Below are 20,280 nucleotides of genomic sequence, written 5' to 3' on the forward strand. Positions count from 1 at the left end.
ATTTTTCGGCGGGGTCTTCGATCGGACGTGTGTCAGGCCTCAGGTTGTGGCCTTCGATGACGCCACGGGCCGGTATGCTGTTCGGAAAGCTGGGTTCACATCGGTTCAGAGAGCTGCAAGCGCTCGAGCCCCGGGTCTGAATTTCCCTGCCTTGAACTTCGAAGTCCGTGTCGCGTACTCCTCGTCGATCGCTCACCCCGGCCTTGCGGCCATGTCGTGCCTTTTCCCTTCTCGGTTTCAGGTCACGCCATTCGATAATTCTCTTGCTTGGTCGACATGGCCCAGATCATTCGGGCCATCTTATTCGCCAGCGCAACGGCCGCGACCATCCTTGGCTTGCGTGCTACGAGAGCAGCGAGCCAGCGATTCGAACTGCCACCCTTTCGGACGACCCAGCGGATCACGCTCATCGCTCCGACGATTAGCAGTCGGCGGATGTCGGTCTGCCCCATCTTGCTGACCGACCCCAGCCTGGCCTTGCCCCCCGTGGACCTCTGCCGTGGCACCAGGCCGAGCCAGGCCGCAAAGTTCCGCCCACTGTCAAAAGTGTCGAGGTCGGGCGCAAACGCCGCCACGGCGCCTGCCGTCACGGGGCCGATCCCGGGGATGGTGCAAAGCCGCCGCAACTCACAATCTGTCTTCGATGCATCTTCCAACTCGTTTGCCAGCCGTTCGATCACGTCGGTCAGCCGCGCGATCTGCTCGAGATAAACCGCCCCCATCTCACGAACCGGGTCAGGCAGGTCGCTGCTCTCGTCCGCCAACGCATTCTCGAGTAGTTTCAGGCTCGCCGGTCCCTTCGGCGCCACCAGCCCGAATTCGGCCAGATGTCCGCGGAGCGCGTTGATGAGCTGCGTGCGCTGCCGGACCAAGCATTGATGGGTGCGGAACGCCACAGCACGGCCTTGGGTTTCGGCACTCTTCACTGCCACGAAACGCATGGTCGGGCGCATGGCCGCCTCTGCGATAGCCTCCGCGTCCGCGCGGTCATTCTTCTGGCGCTTGACGAACGGTTTCACATACGCCGCCGGCACCAGACGCACTTCATGACCGTGAGACTGCGCCATCCGGCCCCAGTGATGCGACGTGGCGCATGCCTCCATCGCGACTACACAGGCCGGCTGCTCGCCCAGAAGCGTCGCCAACCGGTTCCGAGACAGTGCCCGATTATACAGTACCCTCCCATCAGATCCGACCGCACAAGCCTGAAAGCTGCCTTTTGCTAAGTCGATTGCCAGAATGCTGATCTTCGATGTCATTGATGCGCCCTCCGCTCGGTGAATATAGAACCGTCTTGGTATACCCGATGCCGCTGGGTGGGGGCATCCACCGCATCAGTTCATTGCCTTCGTCTCGACATCGCCGATCTCCTTTGTGTTGAAGAACAGCAGACAACAAATCGCAGCTCACGTCAGCGTCCGATTTTCGGGGGAGCGGAGCTCAGGTTGCAGCAGTAAATGTTATCTATTGGAACTCATTTTGTCTGTTGACACGAGTTCGATCCCTATCCTATCTTTCCATCTGAGGTGTGCGGGAGGGTGTCATTGGGGACAGTCTTTGGCCGCGGCCTGTCGTAGTGCGGGTCAGGGAGCAGCAATGAGCATACGTAATCAAGCCTGCATCGCCGGGATCTATGAACATCCTACCCGGAACGCGGCGGATATCTCATTGGCCGCGCTTCATGGGGATGTGATCGCCGGAGCGCTTGCGGATGCGGGCCTTGACAAGGGTGATGTCGACGGCTTCTTTTGTGACAGCGATGCGCCGGGCCTTGGCGCACTTTCCATGCTGGATTATCTCGGCATGCGGGTGCGCCATGTTGAAGCTTCTGAAAGCGGCGGGGCCACATATTTGTCCCAGGTTGCCCATGCTGCAGAGGCAATTGCGGCGGGCAAGATGAAGGTGGCGGTCATCTCGATGGCGGGGCGACCACGTGCCGACGCGGCGGCCGGGGGCGTCGCGCCCCGTCCTTTCCCGCCTTCCACACCGGATTTGCAGTTCGAACTGCCCTATGGCGCGGAACTGGTCAATGAATATGCGCTCGCGGCCATGCGGCATATGTATGAGTATGGCACGACCGCCGAACAACTGGCCTGGGTCAAGGTTGCCGCCTCGCACCACGCTCAGCACAATCCATTAGCCATGCTTCCCAAAGTCGTGACTGTGGAGGATGTACTTGGTTCGCCGATGATCGCGGATCCTCTGCACCGGATGGATTGCTGCATCGTCAGTGACGGCGGCGGCGCAATCGTGGTTGTCAGTCCTGATGTCGCCGCAAGCCTCAAACAGCCGGTCGTCAAGGTTCTTGGCCATGGGGAGGCGGTCAAGCATCAAAATGGTGGACAGATTGATCTGACTTTCTCTGCAGCAGCCTATTCCGGAGCGGACGCCTTTGCCGAGGCAGGAGTCACCCCTTCCGATATAGATTACGCGTCAATCTACGACAGTTTCACCATCACCGTCATCACGCAATTGGAAGATCTGGGGTTCTGCGCCAAGGGGGATGGTGGTCGATTTGTTGCTGATGGCGGCCTGATATCCGGGGTCGGGCGCCTGCCGGTCAATACCGATGGCGGAGGGTTGTGCAACAATCACCCGGGATACCGTGGCGGGATGACCAAGATCATCGAGGCTGTGCGGCAGTTGCGGGGGCAGGCGGCGCCGCAGGTGCAAGTGAAGAATTGTCGGCTCGCACTGGCGCAGGCCATGGGTGGTTCGCTCGGCACGCGCCATGCGGCAGCGACCCTGATTTTGGAGCGCCATTGACATGACCGAACCTCTTGGAAAACGCATTCCTGCTGCCCCGGAGCCGACTGTTGAGACGGTCGAATATTGGCAGGCCGCCGATGCGCATAAACTGATGATAGGGCGATGCCATGGTTGTGGCGAAGCTTATTTCTATCCACGTTCGCGCTGTCCCCGTTGCCTGTCGGCCGACACCGGACTTGAGCAGGCTGAAGGCAGCGGGACGGTGTATTCCTATAGCATCATGCGCCGCGCCAAGATCCCTTATGCGATTGCCTATGTCACGCTGGCGGAAGGTCCCACGATGATGACCAATATTGTCGATTGCGCGATAGACCATATTAGCATCGGCATGCCCGTGAGCCTCGTCTTCGTGGAATCCGACGGGGGTTCTCCGGTGCCGGTGTTCAAACCGGCCGGCGAGTTTGCCGGCTAGCCCTGCACGGTTGCCTGTCGTCGGATCATCAAGTGTAGAAGCGAACCTGTCATGCAGACCCACCATAACTTCGACCCACGCGTTCTGCCACAGGATGAGTGCGTTCTAAGGGCGATGCTCGAACGCAACGCCGCCCAGCGGCCCGATGATATCTATGCGGTATTTCAGGATGGCACAGAATGGAGTTTTTCCGAAACCTTGCGCCAGGCGCGGCAAGCCGCCGCCGGCCTGCAATCGCTCGGAGTTGCGCAGGACGACAGGGTCCTGATAGCCCTTCCCAACGGCAAGGACGCACTCCGGATTTGGTTCGGCGTCAACTATATCGGCGGTGTCGCCGTGCATGTGAATCCGGCTTACCGCGGCGCACTGCTGGAACGCGTTATTTCCAATTCAGGTGCCGAGCTTCTGGTCTGTGTCGCGGACATGGTGGAGCCGGTTTCTCAGGTTGCCACCGCCGATTTGAAAACGGTCGTCACTTTGGGGGAAACATCTACGCTGTTGCCGGGTATTTCGCTGCTTGATGTCGGTGTCCTCGATGGTGTCGGCGACCAGCCTGAAGCGCCAGCGCGAGAAATCCTCCCGTTTGATCTGCAATGCATAATCTATACGTCGGGAACCACAGGCCCATCGAAGGGCGTGATGTGTTCATACATGCATGTCACCAGCGCAGGGAAGGCGGTCTATTTCCTTGATGCCGAGGACCGTTATCTGGTTAATCTGCCAAATTATCATATCGCCGGCATCCTTCCGTGCATGTTGATGATGTCACTTGGTGGCTCCATCGCCGTTATAGAGCGCTTCAAGACAGACCAGTTCTGGGAGACCATCGCCGCCACAAAGGCGACATTTGCCATTCTGCTCGGAGTGATGACGCGGTACCTGCTTTCCAGGCCGGAAACCCCAGCGGAAAAGGCCGGGTATCTCCGTTACATCATCCAGCAGCCATTTGATGACGATGCTCCCGCTTTGCGAGCCCGTTTCAACATCGACATCTACACCTCTTTCAACATGACCGAAGTTTCGCTTCCGATCGTATCCGAACCCAACCCGCCGGTTCCGGGAACCTGCGGTAAGGCGCGTGATGGCGTCGAACTCAGGATCGTTGATGCCTACGATTGTGAGGTGCCGGTGGGCCACACCGGCGAACTGATCATCCGGACCGACCAGCCGTGGGCAATGATGCACGGCTATTATCAGGATGCCGACGCCACCGCGCGGGCTTGGCGCAATGGCTGGTTCCACACCGGTGACATCTTCCGCAAGAATGCGGACGGCTACTATTTCTTTGTCGACAGGCTGAAGGACACGATCCGCCGCCGCGGAGAGAACATCTCCTCCTTCGAAGTCGAGGCGGCCGTGATGGCCCATCCGGCCATTCGCGAGGCGGCGGCGGTGGCTACCGAGAGCGAAATCAGCGAAAGCGAGGTCATGATTGTGGTCTCACTCAACAAAAATGTCTCGCTCGACCCGGCCGACCTGATCAGGTTCCTAAGTTCAAATCTGACCTATTTCATGATCCCCCGTTACGTGCGCATCCTTGCGGACTTGCCGAAAACCCCGACGCAGAAAATTGAAAAGCACGTTTTGCGCAGCACCGGACGGTCTCAGGGGGACGTCTGGGACCGTGAAGCGGCCGGCATTCGAATTCAACGAAACTGAGTGCCGAAAATGGGCGTCATTGTCCCAAATCCGCAAGTTATCCACCAAGGTCAGATTATGAAACAAGCCCACAGCAAGCCCAATGTCGTCCATATTACCTGGTCAAATCCGCCGGTGAATGCACTGTCACTTGCAACACGCAAGGATATATACGAGGCGGTCGGTGCCGCGCTTGCAGATGACCGGGTTGACGCTCTGGTGCTGTCGGGTGAGGGCGGACGCTTCAGTGGTGGGGCGGATGTTCGCGAGTTCAATACCGAAGACGCTTCCGCTTTTCCCAGCATCATCGATATAGGGCGGCTGCTGGAGGAATCCGAAAAACCGTGCATTGCCGCCATAGAGGGTGTTGCGCTGGGTGGCGGGCTCGAGTTGGCGTTGTTCTGCCATGGCAGGGTTGCCTCGGGGCAGGCGCTTCTCGGCTTGCCTGAAGTTAAGTTGGGGGTCATGCCGGGGGCGCAGGGTACGCAGCGTCTGCCGCGGTTGATCATGGCCGGCATTGCGTTGGAGATGATGATGGAGGGTCGGTTCATAACCGGCGCAGAGGCTGAACAGCTTGGTCTCGTCGAAGCGGTTACTGAAGGCGAGCCGGTTACCCGCGCCATGCAATTTGCGGCGGAAATGGTAATTTCGGAAGAGTCGCCACCGCGGGTACAGGACATGCCGGTTCGGTTTAACGGCGAACCGGAAGCAGAACTGGCAAGGGCTATGGACAAGGCCCGTTCCATGCGCCGTGGTCCCGCTCCGGAGGCAATTGTCACCAGTGTTGCGCGGGCAGCAGGATCTCGCCCGGATGAAGCAGAAGCTGCCGATACCGCAGCATTTTTCGAACTGGCAGCAACGCCCGAAGCCATAGCTCTGCAGCATCTGTTCTTCGCCGAGCGAAGCGCGAACCGAATTGAAAGCGTGGCCTCAGGGGCAACGTCCCGGACGATCAAACTTGTCGGTGTGGTTGGCGCCGGTACGATGGGTACCGGAATTGCGATGGCTTTTGCCAATTCTGGCTTTCGGGTTCATCTGTTTGACGCAAATGCCAACTCGCTCGCAAGGAGTGAGGAGATTCGATCAAAAGCCTATGCATCAGCTCAACGCCGCGGCAAGATGGACAACGCGGCCGCGGAAGCGGCGCAAGCCCGCATTGCCACCGTCACTTCGCTTGACGCGATGGCCGATGCCGACCTAATTGTCGAAGCGGTGATCGAGGACATGGCGGTCAAGAAAACTATCTTTGCCGAGCTCGATACCATGGTTCGCCCCGATGCTGTGCTTGCCACCAACACGTCGTTTTTGGATGTCGCCGAGATTGCCTCCGTGACAGAAACCCCGGCGCGTGTTCTTGGGATGCACTTCTTCTCACCCGCCCACATCATGCGGCTCGTCGAGGTGATCCGCGTGCGGGATACATCGGATGCGGCATTGCTGACCGCCATGGCTGTCGTCAGGAAACTCGGTAAGATTGGTGTGGTTGCGGGCAATTGTGATGGTTTCATTGGAAACCGCATGATCGACCAGTACTTTCTGCGCGCCAACGAATTGCTGATGGAGGGGGCGTCACCGCGCCAGGTGGATGATGCCATGCGCGGTTTCGGATTTGCCATGGGGCCGTTCGAAATGTCTGATATGGCGGGCAATGATGTCGCGTGGCTGAACCGAAAGCGTCATCTGGCTGAGGACAAATCCTACCGGTTTCCCGAAATCGCCGATGCGGCCGCCGAGCGCGGCTGGTACGGTCAGAAGACGGGCAAGGGGTGGTACATTTATCTCGAAGGCAGCAGGCAAGGTCTGGATTCACCGGAACTCCTGGACCTGCTTGATGATGTGCGTGCGCGTGCCGGTATAGAGCCGCGTAACATTGATGCTGAAGAGATTGTTGATCGTTGCATTTACGCTCTGGTCAATGAAGGCGCGAAAATACTTGAGGAGGGGCACGCCCAGCGTGCTTCCGATATTGATGTCGTCTACGTCCGCGGCTTTGGATTTCCAGACCTCAAGGGCGGTCCGATGCATCATGCCGAGCGCATGGGCCTGGCCCGCATCGTGGATCGTATCAACGAATTTGCATCGGCCTCCCGGTTTCCCGGTTGGGAGCCTGCCCCGTTGCTGGTCGAACGCGCCGGGACAACCGGCAGACTAGACTAATCCGTATTTACCGGGCGTGGATGGGATCTGCGTCGTTTGGAAGGCATGCCGATGGAAAATCCAAGGTCGCTATTGATTGCAAACCGTGGCGAGATCGCAATCCGGATCGCCAATGCTGCGGCGTCTCTCGGTTTGCGCAGCGTGGCTGTCTGCTCCGTTGATGACCAAGAAAACCTGCACTTGCTCAAGGCAGACAAGAGCATTGTCCTGCCCGGTCGCGGCCCGAGCGGTTATCTCGACATGGAGGCAATCGTCGCCACGGCAGTGGCCGAGAAATGCGACATGATCCACCCAGGTTATGGCTTTTTAAGCGAAAATGCCGACTTTGCGCGGCTTTGCGAACAGTACGGCATTGCTTTTGTGGGCCCGTCCTCCGAGGTCCTGCAACTTTTCGGAGATAAGGTGGCAGCCCGAAACCTCGCGATTTCGCTTGATGTCCAGGTTCCGCGTGGAACTGTCGGTGAGACGACCCTGGAAGAAGCTCAAGCTTTCTTTGCTTCCTTGGGTGAGGGCGGAGTGGCGATGATCAAGGCTGTCGCGGGGGGGCGGGCGAGGCATGCGAGTTGTTCGGTCGGCTTCGGAATTGCCCGAAGCCTATGAACGGTGCCGCTCGGAGGCCTCTGCAGCGTTCGGAAATGACGTCGTCTATATGGAGGAATTCATCGTTTCGGCGCGGCATGTTGAGGTCCAGGTGCTTGGCGACGGCGAGGGTAATGCGATCCATTTCTGGGACCGGGAATGCAGCTTGCAGCGCCGTCACCAGAAGCTTGTCGAGATCGCGCCTTCATTGGTGGTCGAGCCGCAATTGCGGCAAGGCATTCTTGATGCCGCGCTGCGCATGGCGCGGCAAACACGGTATCGTGGACTGGCCACTTTTGAATTCCTGGTCGAGGCTGATCATCAACCGGCACGGTTTCATTTTATGGAAGCCAATCCCCGGATCCAGGTCGAACATACGGTGACCGAGGAAGTTACCGGATACGATCTGGTCGAAGCCCAACTGAAAGTTGCGATGGGTGCGACCCTCGATGATCTTGGCCTTGTTCAGGAGCAGATTGCATCGCCGAAAGGCTACGCGGTGCAGTTGCGCATCAATATGGAGGAATTGCAGGCGGATGGATCCGTGTTGCCGAGCGGCGGGGTGCTCCACGCATTCGATCTCCCTTCAGGTCCGGGCATTCGTGTCGACAGCTTCGGCTACACCGGATATCGCACCAATCCCTCCTTCGATCTCGCTGCTGGCAAAAATCATTGTGCGCTCCCGTTCGGGAGATTTTTCGGAGGCAATTGCAAAGGCCGATCGTGCCTTGGGCGACACCCGAATCGAAGGCGTGAAGACCAACACCGGCTTTTTGCGTTGCCTGCTGGCGCAGCCGGAGGTTCGCGCCGGAGAATTTGATACGCGATTCATCGAGATGCACATGGGCGACATCCTGGCGGCGGACATCGCCGATACCCGGCGGCCGGCGGTGCTTGACGTTGGAACAGATGGCTTGACGTCAACGAAACCACAGGAGGTGCCGGTTGATCTTGCTCCTGACGCGATCGCCGTGAGCGCGCCGATGCAAGGTCTGATCGTCCGGATGGATGTTGCCGTGGGTGACATGATTGCAGCCGGATCGCAGGTTGCCATCATTGAGGCCATGAAAATGGAGATGCCTGTGCTAGCGCCTTTTGCCGGTCGCGTCTCACATATCGGGTGCAGCGTAGGTTGCACCGTCGATCTAGCTGCTGCGCTCGCCTATCTTGAACCCGGTGACGACCTCACGGCAGATGCCGGCGATGTCATTGTCAGTGATCCCAAGGCGATCCGCCCCGAACTTGCGGAACTACGCGTGCGGCGAGAAGGATTGCTTGATAGGGCTCGCCCGGAGGCCGTGGAGCGTCGTCGCCGTATTGGCAAGCGCATGATACGCGAAAACCTCGCGGATTTTTTTGATGGTGGTCAGTTCGAGGAATATGGCAGCCTGACATACGCGGCGCAGAAGTCGCGGCGCAGTGTTGAGGAATTGCTGCGGATCAGCCCGGCCGACGGCTTGATTGCAGCTGTTGGTCATGTCAATGGCGATGCTTTCGGTAAAGATGCAAGCCGCTGCATGGCGCTCGCCTATGACTACACGGTGCTTGCCGGAACGCAGGGCATCAATTCCCATCACAAGAAGGATCGCATGCTGCAGTTGGCTGAGCAGTGGCGCATTCCGGTGATGTTGTTTGCCGAAGGTGGTGGTGGTCGCCCTGGCGATACGGACTACACTGGGGTCAGTGGTCTGGATTCCATGACATTTCGACGTCTGGCCAAACTTAACGGACTGGTGCCGCTGGTTGGTCTCGTGACTGGCCGTTGCTTTGCCGGAAACGCCGCGCTGCTTGGGTGCTGCGATGTCATCATCGCCACGCGTGACGCCAACATCGGCATGGCCGGCCCGGCAATGATCGAGGGCGGGGGACTCGGAGTCTTCAAACCCGAGGAGGTTGGGCCCACAACGGTTCAGGAGCCGAATGGGGTTATCGATCTGCTGGTCGAGGACGAGGCAGAAGCGGTTGCCGCCGGGCGTCGTTATCTTGGCTACTTCCAGGGTGACCTGGCCGAGTGGGAGGTCCCGGACCAAGATGCGCTTCGGCAGGCTGTGCCAGCAAATCGGCTCCGTGCCTATGAAGTGCGCACGGTGATCGAGTTGCTGGCTGATACCGGAACAACAATGGAATTGCGACACGGTTTTGCGCCGAGCCTCGTGACAGCGCTGATCCGAATCGAAGGGCGGGCCATTGGCGTGATTGCCAACAACTCCCTTGCCCTTGGCGGAGCGATCGACGGCGATTGCGCCGACAAGGCAACCCGGTTCATGCAGTTGTGCGAAGCCTTTGGACTTCCGATTCTGACCCTCTGCGACACGCCGGGATTCATGGTCGGCCCGAAGGCCGAGGAAAAGGCGCTTGTCCGCCATGTTTCGCGCATGTTCATCACTGCGGCTGGCCTGACCGTGCCGATGGTGACAGTCGTGCTCCGCAAAGCCTATGGCCTTGGAGCGATGGCGATGGCGGGCGGTAGTTTTCATGCCCCGGCAGCATCGCTGTCGTGGCCAACGGGTGAGTTTGGCGGGATGGGGATTGAGGGGGCGGTCCGGCTGGCCTATCGCGCTGATCTTGCCGCTGCCGCGGAAGGCGTGGAACGGGACAGCCTGTTCCGCACGCTCGTCGATCAGATGTACCAGAAGGGCAAGGCGCTCAATGTCGCCAGTACGCTTGAAATCGATGATGTCATCGACCCGGCAGAAACACGCGCCCGGATCAGCGCGACCTTCCGGGCGGTGGGGCGCCGTGAGGGCACGGTTGGTTCTCCGGCTACACGCATTGATACCTGGTGAGTAATGCCTGCGGTTTGATTTCATCAATAGGTTCATCAGATGAAACAAGCGTCGTCTGATAACTTTTGCCTTGCCTGGCTGCAAGGATTGTGCTTACTTATTTTCCGATGAGGAGCCCGCAGAATGCGGCCAGGGAGGAAATGCTGAATGCTTAGAAATCTGAGGAAAATTGCGCTTGGCTGTACCGCTGCAGTGCTCGTGACTGGGTGGGCGCAGGCAGAAACCCTGCGTTTTGCCATCGGTGTACCGGAAAACTTCACCGTCGTGTCCGCGATGAAATATTTTGCCGAGACAATACCGCAGCGTACTGACGGCAAGGTGGACGCGAAGCTGTTCACCGGCTCCTCGCTGCTCAATTTCACCGAAACCTTGTCGGGCGTCCGAGATGGTATTGCCGATATGGGTTACGTTGTGGCTGCATATCACCGCGCAGAGCTCAAGGAATCCAACCTCATTGGTGATCTGGGTATGCTCGGTTCGAACCTCGTGGTGATGGCTGGCGCGGCGAGTGAATATTGTTTCTCGGATGCCGAATGCGCCGCTGAGTACGTCAATCAGGGACAGGTCTTTCTCGGCTTTGGATCGACTCCGCCCTATCGTCTGATTTCAACGTCGCCGCTCAAGTCTCTCGCCGACATCAAGGGCAAGCGGATTCGCAGTTTTTCGGCGTATGGCCGCTGGGTGGAAGCTTTGGATGGGGTTCAGGTGAACCTGCCGGCGGGCGATATTTACCAGGGTTTCTCGCAGGGGACGATCGACGTCAACATGCATCCCTATGAGGCATTGGTGACATTAAGCCTGAAGGACGTAGCCAAATATGTGACGGATTTGCCGCTCGGTACGTTCTACATCAACGCCTTGTTTGATACCAATCTCGATCTTTGGCGCGAATGGGATGCCGAGACGCGCATCGCGGTGATGGATACGGCTGTCGAGGGGATTGGCCGCGCAGCGGCGGCTACCTATGCTGAGGATCTTGCATTTGCTGATGGCGGCGTTGCCGAACTGGGAGTCGAGGTTGTTCAGCCCGACCAGGAAGTCATCGACGCGACCAAGGCATTCGTGGACAAGGATGTGCCCGCCATAGCTGCGCTGAACGAAACTACGTTCGGGGTGATCGATGCGGCGTCGAAGATCGAGCGTTTTCGTGAACTGGTAACCAAGTGGGAAGGGCTGGTGGACAAAATCGACCCATCTAACGCTGACCAAGTTGCCGATCTCTATCGTGAGAACGTCTTCGGCAGCATCGATAAGTCGACCTACGGCATGTGATTGCACGGTTTCGGCGAGCCTATTTAATGGCTCGCCGACGACCTGTAGAAAAAGGCCAACCGCATGTCAGGTTCCCAAACACTTTTTTCAGGGCAGGTCGCCTGCTTTCCCGCACTCTGGATGCCACCCAAGTCATTGCCGCAATCCTTGTTATCGCGATGATGCTGCATGTGGTCTTTGACGTCATTCTGAAATATTCGATCTCTAACGGCTTTCCCGCGACGGTCGAGATAGTTTCCAATTATTATCTGGTGGGGTTGGCGTTCTTGCCGCTTGCGCTGGCCGAAAAGCAAAATGCTCAGATCTCAGTGGAGGTGGTGACCTCGATCCTGCCCCTGTCGATCCAGCGCGGGCTGCTGATTGTGGCCTGGATCCTCTCGATTATTACTTTCGCGGTGCTGGCGCATCAGACATTTTTAGATGCCGTTGAAAAGCAACGTATCGGCGCATTCATCTTCAGCCAGGGCGTGCGGCTTTTCGTCTGGCCTTGCTATTATTTCCTGCCCATTGGTTTCGGTCTGATGGTGCTTACGCTGGCGTATAGGATCCTTGCTCTCTTCCGTCCACAGCATGATGGATTGGGTGCGGACTACCCGCTCGATACAGATGCTGTCCCTGCGAGTTATCATGACTGACCTAATGATCGGGTTTTCCGGTGTGGCGGTGGCAGTCCTGCTCATTCTTGCCCGTATTCCGATCGCGGTTGCACTGACATCAGTTTCGTTTGTCGGAATCCTGATCCTGCTGGGCGAGCGAGCTGCTTACGGTATCCTGTCCGCAGTGGTCTACGATTTTGTGGCGAACTGGACCTTAACCTCCATCCCGATGTTCCTGCTGATGGGGTTTGTCTGCTTCCATGCCGGTTTGACCCGCGGATTGTTCAACACCTGCAGGGTCTGGCTGTCGGGGTTGCCCGGTGGTCTGGCCATAACTTCGGTCGTGGGAGCCGCCGGCTTTGCCACCGTAACTGGTTCGTCTGTTGCCACTGCAGCCGCCATGGGCAGGATTGCGGTGCCGGAAATGTTGCGTTTGGGCTACAAACCCGAACTTGCCACCGGCTGCATCGCAGCCGCGGGCACCATCGGAGCCCTGATCCCGCCAAGCATCCTTCTCATTCTTTTTGGCGTATTCACCCAGACGCCCGTCAGCCTTCTATTTCTTGGTGGCGTCGGGGCCGGCCTATTGACGACGATCGCATATATCGCGGTCATTCTGCTGCGGGTGAAACTGAACCCGTCGCTGGCGCCCAGGTCGACCGTACCGATCAGCCGTGAAGAGCGGCGACAGGCAATGCGTGAAACCTGGCCGACGCTATTGCTGATCGCGATCGCTTTCGGCGGCCTGTTTAGCGGTATCTTCACGGCCACCGAAGCCGGTGCTGTCGGTGCCTTTGCTTCTTTCATCGTCGCGGCACTCAACCGAAGTCTGAACCGGAGCGTCGTGTGGAATTCAATCGTTGAAACCACGGTGACGACGGCAAGTATTTTTGTCATCACCATTGGCGCCAATCTTCTCACCCGTTTTCTGTCGCTAAGTGATGTTGCCACGGTCCTGTCGAAAACGATCGCCGGGTTTGGTGCCGAGCCATGGATGCTGGCAATCGGCCTGACCTGCCTGTACATGGTACTTGGTCTCATTCTGGAGCCTATCGGCGCAATGCTGCTCACCTTGCCGGTCGTTTTGCCGGTGATGGAAGCATCGGATGCAAGCTTCATCTGGTATGGGGTCCTCATCGTTAAGCTGCTGGAAATGGGCATGATCACCCCCCCGGTGGGGTTGAACGTCTTCGTCGTCAAAAGTGTCGTCGGCAACCAGGTTTCCACCACACAAATATTCCGCGGAATATGGTGGTTCCTTATGATTGATTTCGTTGTTGTTGGCTTGATGATTGCGTTTCCCGGCTTGGTAACAGGGCTTCCCAACCTGATTGGCAATTGACCAGAGAGACAGCTGCGGGCCGGTCGGGATCTCTCCATGTGCGTATTCCGGGGCGATCCGGCCACTGATTCCGATAGCATCCGGCCACCCATTCCGATTTGATCCGGCCGGGGATTCCGGGGCATCCGGCCACCCCCATTTCAACCCAGTTTAGGCTGCTGCGAGGCGATCTGTAACAGGGCTACTGTTCCGTTCCTTTGGATGGAGAGAGCCCTTTATGAAGAGATTGCCTATGCGGAAGATAAGGGAAGCCCTGCGGCTTCGGGCGGATGGATTTTCAGGCCGCCAGGTGGCGCAAAGCCTGTGCGTGGCCCGTGCGACGATTTCGGAATATTTTCGGCGCGCTGATCTGGAAGGTTTGAGCTGGCCTCTGTCTGCTGATCTGTCGGACGCCGACCTTGAGAACCGCCTGTTTCCCGTTTGCCCCGGCGATGTCCGTCGCGCGGTTCCTCAGCCTGTCTGGGCGCATGTGCATGCCGAGTTGCGGCGCAAGGGCGTGACGCTGTCGCTGCTGTGGGAGGAGTATCGCGGGGTTCATCACGATGGATACGGCTATAGCCGATACTGTGAGCTCTACACCCGCTGGGAAGGCAAGCTGTCTCCGGTGATGCGTCAGCGTCATCCTGCAGGCGAGCGGCTGTTTGTCGATTACGCGGGCCCGACAGTTGATGTTGTCTGCCCCAAAACGGGAGAGGTGCGCACCGCACAAATCTTTGTCGCGACGCTGGGAGCGTCCAATTACACCTATGTCGAAGCCAGCTGGACACAGGGCCTGCCGGACTGGGTATCCAGCCATGTGCGTGCCTTTGAGTTCTTCGGTGGCGTGCCTGCGCAGCTGGTTCCAGACAATCTCAAGGCAGGCGTCACCAAGGCCTGTTTTTATGATCCTGAGATCAATCGCACCTATGGTGATATGGCGGCACATTACGATACCGCCATCGTTCCGGCGCGGCCTGGAAAGCCGAAAGACAAGGCAAAGGTGGAAGGCGCTGTTTTGCTGGCCGAGCGCTGGATTTTGGCGCGGCTGCGCAACCAGCACTTTTTTGGCCTTGATGAGGTGAACGCTGCCATCCGGCCATTGCTGGATCAGCTCAACGGCAAAGTCAGTCGCCATCTTGGTGCAAGCCGCCGCGATCTGTTTGAACGCCTGGATCGGCCCGCTCTGAAGCCCTTGTCTATGGAGGCCTATGTTTATGCCGAATGGAAGCAGTGCCGCGCGGGCCTCGATTACCATGTCGATATTGGCCGCCATTATTACTCGGTGCCGCATCAGTTGCTGAAGCAAAAACTATGGGCAAGGATCACCGCACGCACCGTAGAGGTATACTTTAATGGGCAACGCGTTGCCTCTCACGCCAGAACCTCGGGCAATCGCCAGCACTCCACGATCCGCGATCACATGCCCGCCCATCATCGCTTCCGCGAGGATTGGACGCCACAGCGTATCCGCGGGCAAGCTGTGCGCATCGGCCCAAATGTTGAGGTCTTTGTCGATGTGATCATGCGCCAGCGCAAACATCCCGAACAAGGATACAGAACGTGCCTCGGTGTTTTACGGCTGGCCAAGACCTTCGGGCGGGAGCGCCTGGATGCCGCCTGTTTGCGTGCGCTTGAGATCAACGCCCACTCCTACACATCCCTGCATTCCATTCTGAAGAATGGTTTGGACCGTCAGCGCCGCGAACCCACCACGGACGGCCCTGCGATCACTCACCCCAATATCCGTGGTGCGGATTACTTCCATTGAAGAGGATAGAGAATGCTTGATCACCCAACGCTGGATCAGCTCAAAACACTCAGGCTCGACGGCATGGCAGAAGCCTTTGCCGAGATGCAAAAACAGGACGGCACAGCCGGGCTTAGCCACGCTGAATGGCTTGGGCTGCTCATTGATCGAGAGACCGCCAGTCGTGAGACGAGGCGATTTGAAAGCCGCATGCGTACAGCAAAACTGCGCCACGTCGGTGCCTCGCCGGAGGACGTGGATTACAAGTCGCGGCGCGGCCTCGACAAAGCCATGTTCCAGCAGATGCTGACCGGGCGCTGGATCAAGGACAAGCGCAACCTGATGATCACTGGCCCCTGCGGCGTTGGCAAAACATGGTTGGCCTGCGCTCTGGCGCAAGCCGCCTGCCGAGACGGTATCACTGTGCTGTACAAGCGCATGCCACGTCTCTTTGATGAATTGGAACTGGCCCATGGTGACGGACGCTTTCCGCGTCTGTTCAAGGCCCTTACCAAAACTCAACTGCTAATCCTGGACGACTGGGGACCGGATCGCCTCAATGCCAGTCAGCGTCGTGACCTTATGGAAATAGTCGAGGACAGATACGAGGTTGGATCAACCTTGATCACAAGCCAATTGCCCATCGACACCTGGCATGACGTGATCGGGGAACCCACCTTCGCCGATGCCATTCTCGATCGCCTCGTACACAACGCCTATCGCGTCGAACTCGACGGCCAGAGCATGAGGAAAACCAAACTCGGAACAGGTGACGAAAGCATCCAATCCTGATAACCAAATCATCAGGCCTCGCAGCCGCTATATAAGGGTGGCCGGATACCCCGGTTTAGGTGGCCGGATGTTATCGGAATGGCCGGCCGGATACTCCGGAATGCGCATCCATGCCCTGTCTGCATTTTTTAACGTAGCTATCTTCGACGATCTGGCTGTTTCGCGAGCGCCGCGGCATCACGTCAAAAAATGGCGACGCATGCCGCCGTACGGCACTGTCAGAACAAATTTCTTGGACCTGCGGCATGAGCTTGGCATCGACATGAGCCACGAGACCGTGTCGTTTTGTTGGAATAGGTTCGGTCCGATTTTCGCCGCAGCCATCAGGGAACAACGTGTTGAGGGGATGTGGTCAAGCGGCTGCCGGTGGCATCGGGATGAGGTCTTCGTAAAGATCAACGGGGAGCAGCACTATCTTTGGCGGGCCGTCGAGCACGCGCGAGAGGTGCTTGAATGCCTCGTGACGAAGACGCGCGACAAGAAAGCTGCGTTGAAAATCCTCAAGAAATCTCTGAAACGTTATGGTCGCGCCGATAAGCTGGTGACGGATCGCCTCCGTTCCTATGGCGCTGTGCTCAAGGAGCTCGGCATCCGTGATCGGTAGGAAACCGGCCGCTGGAGGAACAATCGTGTTGAAAATTAACACCAACCATTTCGAAGGCGTGAACGGGCGATGCTCCGTTTTCAGCAAATGGGAAGTCTGCAGAAATTCGCCTCTGTTCACGCATCGGTTTCCAATCATTTCAACCAGGAGCGTAACCTCGATAGCCGAGAAAACTTCAAGCCCAAACGCGCCATGGCGTTGAAAGATTGACATCAGCTAGCGAGCTGAAAGTACCGCAATGGATTTTCATTGATCGGCGTTCGTTTCTCTGACGACGCCGGTATCTGCAAATTGTCAGCCCCGAAAAGGCAAACAATGACAAAGCGGGAATTGCCCCCCGAAATCGGCCGCTTTAGGCGTCTCAGTTATCCCGACTTGTGGCTCAGCAATGTTGATTTCCACCCAGAAGTGACCCGGATTTTCCATCGAGAACTGACCCACCTTTAGGTTATGTTTCGTGGGTCAGGCTTTGGTCAAGGCATTAGTTTACTCCTTGGTTTTCCCCGCAGCTGCGGCCGAACTGGCCTTGAAGCGGAAGCTGTCGTTTCCGGTCTCCAGGATGTGGCAGCGGTGAGTGAGCCGATCGAGCAGCGCGGTTGTCATCTTTGCATCACCGAAGACCGTGGCCCATTCGCTGAAGCTCAGGTTCGTGGTGATGACGACGCTGGTGCGTTCGTAAAGCTTGCTCAGCAAATGGAAGAGTAATGCGCCGCCTGACGCGCTGAATGGCAGATAGCCAAGCTCGTCCAGGATCACGAGATCGAGGCGGGTGAGGCTTTCGGCAAGCTGTCCGGCTTTGCCTTTTGCCTTCTCCTGTTCGAGCGCGTTGACGAGCTCAATAGTCGAGAAGAAGCGGACCTTGCGGCGGTGATGTTCGACGGCCTGCACGCCAAGGGCTGTCGCGACATGCGTTTTGCCAGTCCCGGGGCCGCCGATCAGCACGACGTTCTGTGCGCCGTCCGTGAACTCGACGCGATGAAGTTGGCGCACCGTGGCCTCGTTGATCTCACTGGCCGCGAAGTTGAAGCCGGACAGATCTTTATAAGCCGGGAAGCGGGCAGCCTTCATGTGGTAGGCAATGGACCGGACCTCCCGCTCAGCCACTTCGGCCTTCAGCAACTGGGTGAGCATTGGCACCGCGGCATCAAATGCCGGTGCGCCTTGTTCCATGAGGTCGGTGACGGCCTGGGCCATCCCATGCATCTTCAGACTTCGCAGCATGATGATAATGGCACCGCTGGCGGGATCATGACGCATGGCGGCCTCCGGCGGTCCGGGCCCGCAGGCCATCATAGCGTTCGACATTGGCCTTTGGCTCACGGCGCAGAGCAAGGGCCTGTGGGGTGTCGATGTCGGGCGCGCCGATCGTCTTTCCGTCGATCAGACGATGCAGAAGGTTCAGCACGTGAGTTTTGGTTGCGACCCCCTCAGCCAGCGCCATTTCCACGGCGACCAGCACGGCCTGTTCATCGTGATGCAGAACCAGCGCCAAGATGTCGACCATCTCCCTGTCACCGCCAGGTTTGCGCAGCATGAGATCTTGCAGCTGTTTGAATGCCGGAGGGAATTCGGCAAAGGGGGCACCGTTCCTCAATGCGCCGGGCTTGCGCTGAAGGACGGCCAAGTAGTGGTGCCAGTCGTAAATCGTGCGTGGTGGGAGTTGATGACTGCGCTGGATCACGCGCGTATGCTCACACAGGATCTGTCCTTCGGCGGCAACTACCAGCCTGTCCGGATAGACGCGCAGACTGACAGGGCGGTTCGCAAATGACGCCGGGACGCTGTAGCGATTGCGCTCAAAGCTGATCAGGCAGGTCGGGGACACCCGCTTGCTCAGTTCGACGAAGCCATCGAAGGCAGGGGGCAATGGCATCAGCGCGGCTTGTTCTGCGACCCAGACGTCGGCAACGCTGCCCGGCAGCGCTGCATGCGGAATCTCAGTCCACAGCGCGACACAGCGCTGTTCCAGCCAGTCATTCAGTGCTGCGAGATCAGGAAAGCTCGGCATGAGTTGCCATAGACGATGTCGGGCGTCCTGCACGTTCTTCTCGACCTGTCCCTTCTCCCAGCCGGCAGCGGGATTGCAGAACGCGGCCTCGAATAAGTAGTGGTTTGCCATCGCAAGGAACCGCATGTTGACCTGTCGGTCCTTCCCGCGACCGACGCGGTCAACCGCGGTGCGCATGTTGTCGTAGATGCCGCGCTCCGGGACACCGCCGAAGACCCTGAACCCGTGCCAGTGGGCATCAAACAGCATCTCATGGGTTTGCAGCAGATACGCCCGGACCAGAAAGGCCCGGCTGTGCGACAGCTTGATGTGGGCAACTTGCAGCTTGGTGCGTTCGCCGCCGAGAACTGCAAAATCCTCGCTCCAGTCAAACTGGAACGCCTCGCCCGGACGAAACAACAGGGGGACGAAGGTGCCGCGGCCTGTCGTCTGCTGATCTCGCTGCCGATCGGCCCGCCAGTCACGTGCAAAAGCCGCAACCCGATTGTAGGACCCGTCAAAGCCGAGAACCACCAGATCGGCATGCATTTGCTTCAGCGTCAGCCGCTGTTTGCGAGACTTCCCCGCCTCCGTCTTCAGCCAGCCGGCCAGCTTCTCGGCGAACGGATCGAGCTTGCTTTGCCGCTCTGGCGTCGCGAACAGAGGCTCGATCATGCCCGAGTTCAAATACTTCTTGATGGTGTTGCGCGACATTCCGGTCCGCCGCGCAATCTCGCGCAGAGGCAACTTCTCTCGCAAAGCCATACGTCGGATGATGTTCAAAAGTCCCATGTGTATCACTCCAATGTCCCCCGTTGCGCATGGCGCAGGGGGAAGGGTCACATGGGTCAATTCTCAATGGAAATTAGGCCGCTACCCGGGTCACTTCTGGGTGGAAATCAACAGCTCAGCAACGGAAAAACACAGTTATTGGCGACAAAACGGTCAGTCCGGAAATGCAGAAGGTTGTTGGCTGGGGAGCCTGGATCCCCAGCTAAGGTTTTTCGACCCCCTCACAAGCATCTGAAATGGTTGGTGAAATCCGATCACCGCAGTTCTTGTAAGACAAAATTGTCATACACACCCGGGGGACAGTCGTGCAAGACAATTCCGAGGGAAGCGTAAAGACGAGGGTCAGCGCCGAATGATGCTTATTGCGCTGGGTCAGCCCTTCGTTCGGTGAAAACCGCGCTGACCTGTGATGGGTGCCACCTGCCGTTGGCCAGCCTCGAACGCACACGAGCCGCGTAGGTCACAGCATCCGCAGGGTTCTTTGCCTTGTGCCGTGTCGCGTTGCAGAAGCGGCAGGCGGCGACGATGTTCGGGCCCACATCCTTGCCGCCATCGCATCGGGCCTCGACATGTTCGGCGGTGCATTGAAAGCGTTTGGCGAGTCCCGGCGGAATTCGATAGCGCGCGATGAACTCCTCGGGACTGGAGTCCCACATCGGCATCTCGCAATAGTGGCAGCGCCATCCTTGCTGTCGGGCCGCCTGGTTTCTGAGGTTCTTGAGTCTGTTTCTTGATGGCATGAGTTCACGTCCTTTGCTTCATTTCTGAAGCGGACGTGCAATGACCCGTCTGGGTCATCCCTCAATTGGGAGGAATTATCCTCGCACA

Annotated in this window: 17 protein-coding genes; 13 read left to right on the forward strand and 4 right to left on the reverse strand. The window is 58.2% G+C overall.

Annotated features, from left to right (window positions below):
- Positions 1-242: 242 nt before the first annotated feature.
- On the reverse strand, positions 243-1,259 hold the full coding sequence (locus tag OEG84_RS21380) for an IS110 family RNA-guided transposase (protein ID WP_267653408.1): 1,017 nt from the start codon (positions 1,257-1,259) through the stop codon (positions 243-245).
- A gap of 337 nt (positions 1,260-1,596) precedes the next feature.
- Between OEG84_RS21380 and OEG84_RS21385 the strand changes: the two genes are divergently transcribed.
- From OEG84_RS21385 to OEG84_RS21435, 13 genes are all read left to right on the forward strand, one after another.
- Entirely contained in the window at positions 1,597-2,766 is a 1,170-nt protein-coding gene (locus OEG84_RS21385; RefSeq protein WP_267656283.1) for a thiolase domain-containing protein, read from the forward strand.
- Position 2,767: 1 nt separating this feature from the next.
- A complete protein-coding gene (locus tag OEG84_RS21390; RefSeq protein WP_267655626.1) occupies positions 2,768-3,181 on the forward strand; it encodes a Zn-ribbon domain-containing OB-fold protein in 414 nt (137 codons plus the stop codon).
- 51 nt (positions 3,182-3,232) lie between these two features.
- The gene (locus tag OEG84_RS21395; RefSeq protein WP_267655627.1) at positions 3,233-4,840 is read left to right on the forward strand and encodes an AMP-binding protein; all 1,608 of its coding nucleotides are present in this window, start codon (positions 3,233-3,235) and stop codon (positions 4,838-4,840) included.
- Between the two features lie 57 nt (positions 4,841-4,897).
- Entirely contained in the window at positions 4,898-6,976 is a 2,079-nt protein-coding gene (locus OEG84_RS21400; protein ID WP_267655628.1) for a 3-hydroxyacyl-CoA dehydrogenase NAD-binding domain-containing protein, read from the forward strand.
- Between the two features lie 45 nt (positions 6,977-7,021).
- Positions 7,022-7,576 (forward strand): biotin carboxylase N-terminal domain-containing protein, encoded by a 555-nt coding sequence (locus OEG84_RS25410; protein WP_324288233.1) that lies wholly within the window; start codon positions 7,022-7,024, stop codon positions 7,574-7,576.
- Positions 7,533-8,375 (forward strand): ATP-binding protein, encoded by an 843-nt coding sequence (locus OEG84_RS25415; protein ID WP_324288234.1) that lies wholly within the window; start codon positions 7,533-7,535, stop codon positions 8,373-8,375. Before OEG84_RS25410 ends, OEG84_RS25415 begins: the two co-directional genes overlap by 44 nt.
- Positions 8,263-10,341, forward strand: a complete 2,079-nt coding sequence (locus OEG84_RS25420; RefSeq protein ID WP_324288267.1) for a carboxyl transferase domain-containing protein — start codon at positions 8,263-8,265, stop codon at positions 10,339-10,341. Before OEG84_RS25415 ends, OEG84_RS25420 begins: the two co-directional genes overlap by 113 nt.
- 147 nt (positions 10,342-10,488) lie before the next feature.
- Positions 10,489-11,613, forward strand: coding sequence for a C4-dicarboxylate TRAP transporter substrate-binding protein (locus OEG84_RS21410; RefSeq protein ID WP_267655629.1), 1,125 nt, complete (start codon positions 10,489-10,491; stop codon positions 11,611-11,613).
- A gap of 26 nt (positions 11,614-11,639) precedes the next feature.
- On the forward strand, positions 11,640-12,248 hold the full coding sequence (locus tag OEG84_RS21415) for a TRAP transporter small permease (RefSeq protein ID WP_267655630.1): 609 nt from the start codon (positions 11,640-11,642) through the stop codon (positions 12,246-12,248).
- Complete coding sequence (locus OEG84_RS21420; protein WP_267655631.1) at positions 12,241-13,551, forward strand: TRAP transporter large permease; 1,311 nt, start codon at positions 12,241-12,243, stop codon at positions 13,549-13,551. Before OEG84_RS21415 ends, OEG84_RS21420 begins: the two co-directional genes overlap by 8 nt.
- Before the next feature lie 217 nt (positions 13,552-13,768).
- Positions 13,769-15,298, forward strand: a complete 1,530-nt coding sequence (gene istA / locus OEG84_RS21425; protein ID WP_267652423.1) for an IS21 family transposase — start codon at positions 13,769-13,771, stop codon at positions 15,296-15,298.
- A 12-nt stretch (positions 15,299-15,310) separates the two neighbouring features.
- A complete protein-coding gene (istB, locus tag OEG84_RS21430; RefSeq protein ID WP_267652424.1) occupies positions 15,311-16,069 on the forward strand; it encodes an IS21-like element helper ATPase IstB in 759 nt (252 codons plus the stop codon).
- A 100-nt stretch (positions 16,070-16,169) separates the two neighbouring features.
- Positions 16,170-16,673, forward strand: a complete 504-nt coding sequence (locus OEG84_RS21435) for a DDE-type integrase/transposase/recombinase (RefSeq protein WP_267655632.1) — start codon at positions 16,170-16,172, stop codon at positions 16,671-16,673.
- Positions 16,674-17,159: 486 nt separating this feature from the next.
- On the opposite strand, the gene istB (OEG84_RS21440) is transcribed toward OEG84_RS21435, so the two are convergent.
- The 3 genes from istB (OEG84_RS21440) to OEG84_RS21450 form a co-directional block, all read right to left on the reverse strand.
- Positions 17,160-17,930, reverse strand: a complete 771-nt coding sequence (gene istB, locus OEG84_RS21440; protein WP_267654092.1) for an IS21-like element helper ATPase IstB — start codon at positions 17,928-17,930, stop codon at positions 17,160-17,162.
- Positions 17,920-19,452 carry an IS21 family transposase gene (istA, locus tag OEG84_RS21445; RefSeq protein ID WP_267655633.1) on the reverse strand — a complete coding sequence of 511 codons (1,533 nt, stop codon included), beginning with the start codon at positions 19,450-19,452 and terminating at the stop codon, positions 17,920-17,922. Before istA (OEG84_RS21445) ends, istB (OEG84_RS21440) begins: the two co-directional genes overlap by 11 nt.
- A gap of 359 nt (positions 19,453-19,811) precedes the next feature.
- Positions 19,812-20,114, reverse strand: coding sequence for an HNH endonuclease signature motif containing protein (locus tag OEG84_RS21450; RefSeq protein ID WP_267655634.1), 303 nt, complete (start codon positions 20,112-20,114; stop codon positions 19,812-19,814).
- Positions 20,115-20,280: the final 166 nt, after the last annotated feature.

The organism is Hoeflea algicola (assembly GCF_026619415.1).
In the GTDB taxonomy this organism is placed as follows: domain Bacteria; phylum Pseudomonadota; class Alphaproteobacteria; order Rhizobiales; family Rhizobiaceae; genus Hoeflea; species Hoeflea algicola.

Bases quoted from the DNA above. Each gene is read 5' to 3' on its own strand.
- OEG84_RS21380 (WP_267653408.1), bottom strand. From the start codon at position 1,259: ATGACATCGAAGATCAGCATTCTGGCAATCGACTTAGCAAAAGGCAGC.
- OEG84_RS21385 (WP_267656283.1), top strand. From the start codon at position 1,597: ATGAGCATACGTAATCAAGCCTGCATCGCCGGGATCTATGAACATCCT.
- OEG84_RS21390 (WP_267655626.1), top strand. From the start codon at position 2,768: ATGACCGAACCTCTTGGAAAACGCATTCCTGCTGCCCCGGAGCCGACT.
- OEG84_RS21395 (WP_267655627.1), top strand. From the start codon at position 3,233: ATGCAGACCCACCATAACTTCGACCCACGCGTTCTGCCACAGGATGAG.
- OEG84_RS21400 (WP_267655628.1), top strand. From the start codon at position 4,898: ATGAAACAAGCCCACAGCAAGCCCAATGTCGTCCATATTACCTGGTCA.
- OEG84_RS25410 (WP_324288233.1), top strand. From the start codon at position 7,022: ATGCCGATGGAAAATCCAAGGTCGCTATTGATTGCAAACCGTGGCGAG.
- OEG84_RS25415 (WP_324288234.1), top strand. From the start codon at position 7,533: ATGCGAGTTGTTCGGTCGGCTTCGGAATTGCCCGAAGCCTATGAACGG.
- OEG84_RS21410 (WP_267655629.1), top strand. From the start codon at position 10,489: ATGCTTAGAAATCTGAGGAAAATTGCGCTTGGCTGTACCGCTGCAGTG.
- OEG84_RS21415 (WP_267655630.1), top strand. From the start codon at position 11,640: ATGGCTCGCCGACGACCTGTAGAAAAAGGCCAACCGCATGTCAGGTTC.
- OEG84_RS21420 (WP_267655631.1), top strand. From the start codon at position 12,241: ATGACTGACCTAATGATCGGGTTTTCCGGTGTGGCGGTGGCAGTCCTG.
- istA (WP_267652423.1), top strand. From the start codon at position 13,769: ATGAAGAGATTGCCTATGCGGAAGATAAGGGAAGCCCTGCGGCTTCGG.
- istB (WP_267652424.1), top strand. From the start codon at position 15,311: ATGCTTGATCACCCAACGCTGGATCAGCTCAAAACACTCAGGCTCGAC.
- OEG84_RS21435 (WP_267655632.1), top strand. From the start codon at position 16,170: ATGCGCATCCATGCCCTGTCTGCATTTTTTAACGTAGCTATCTTCGAC.
- istB (WP_267654092.1), bottom strand. From the start codon at position 17,930: ATGCGTCATGATCCCGCCAGCGGTGCCATTATCATCATGCTGCGAAGT.
- istA (WP_267655633.1), bottom strand. From the start codon at position 19,452: ATGGGACTTTTGAACATCATCCGACGTATGGCTTTGCGAGAGAAGTTG.
- OEG84_RS21450 (WP_267655634.1), bottom strand. From the start codon at position 20,114: ATGCCGATGTGGGACTCCAGTCCCGAGGAGTTCATCGCGCGCTATCGA.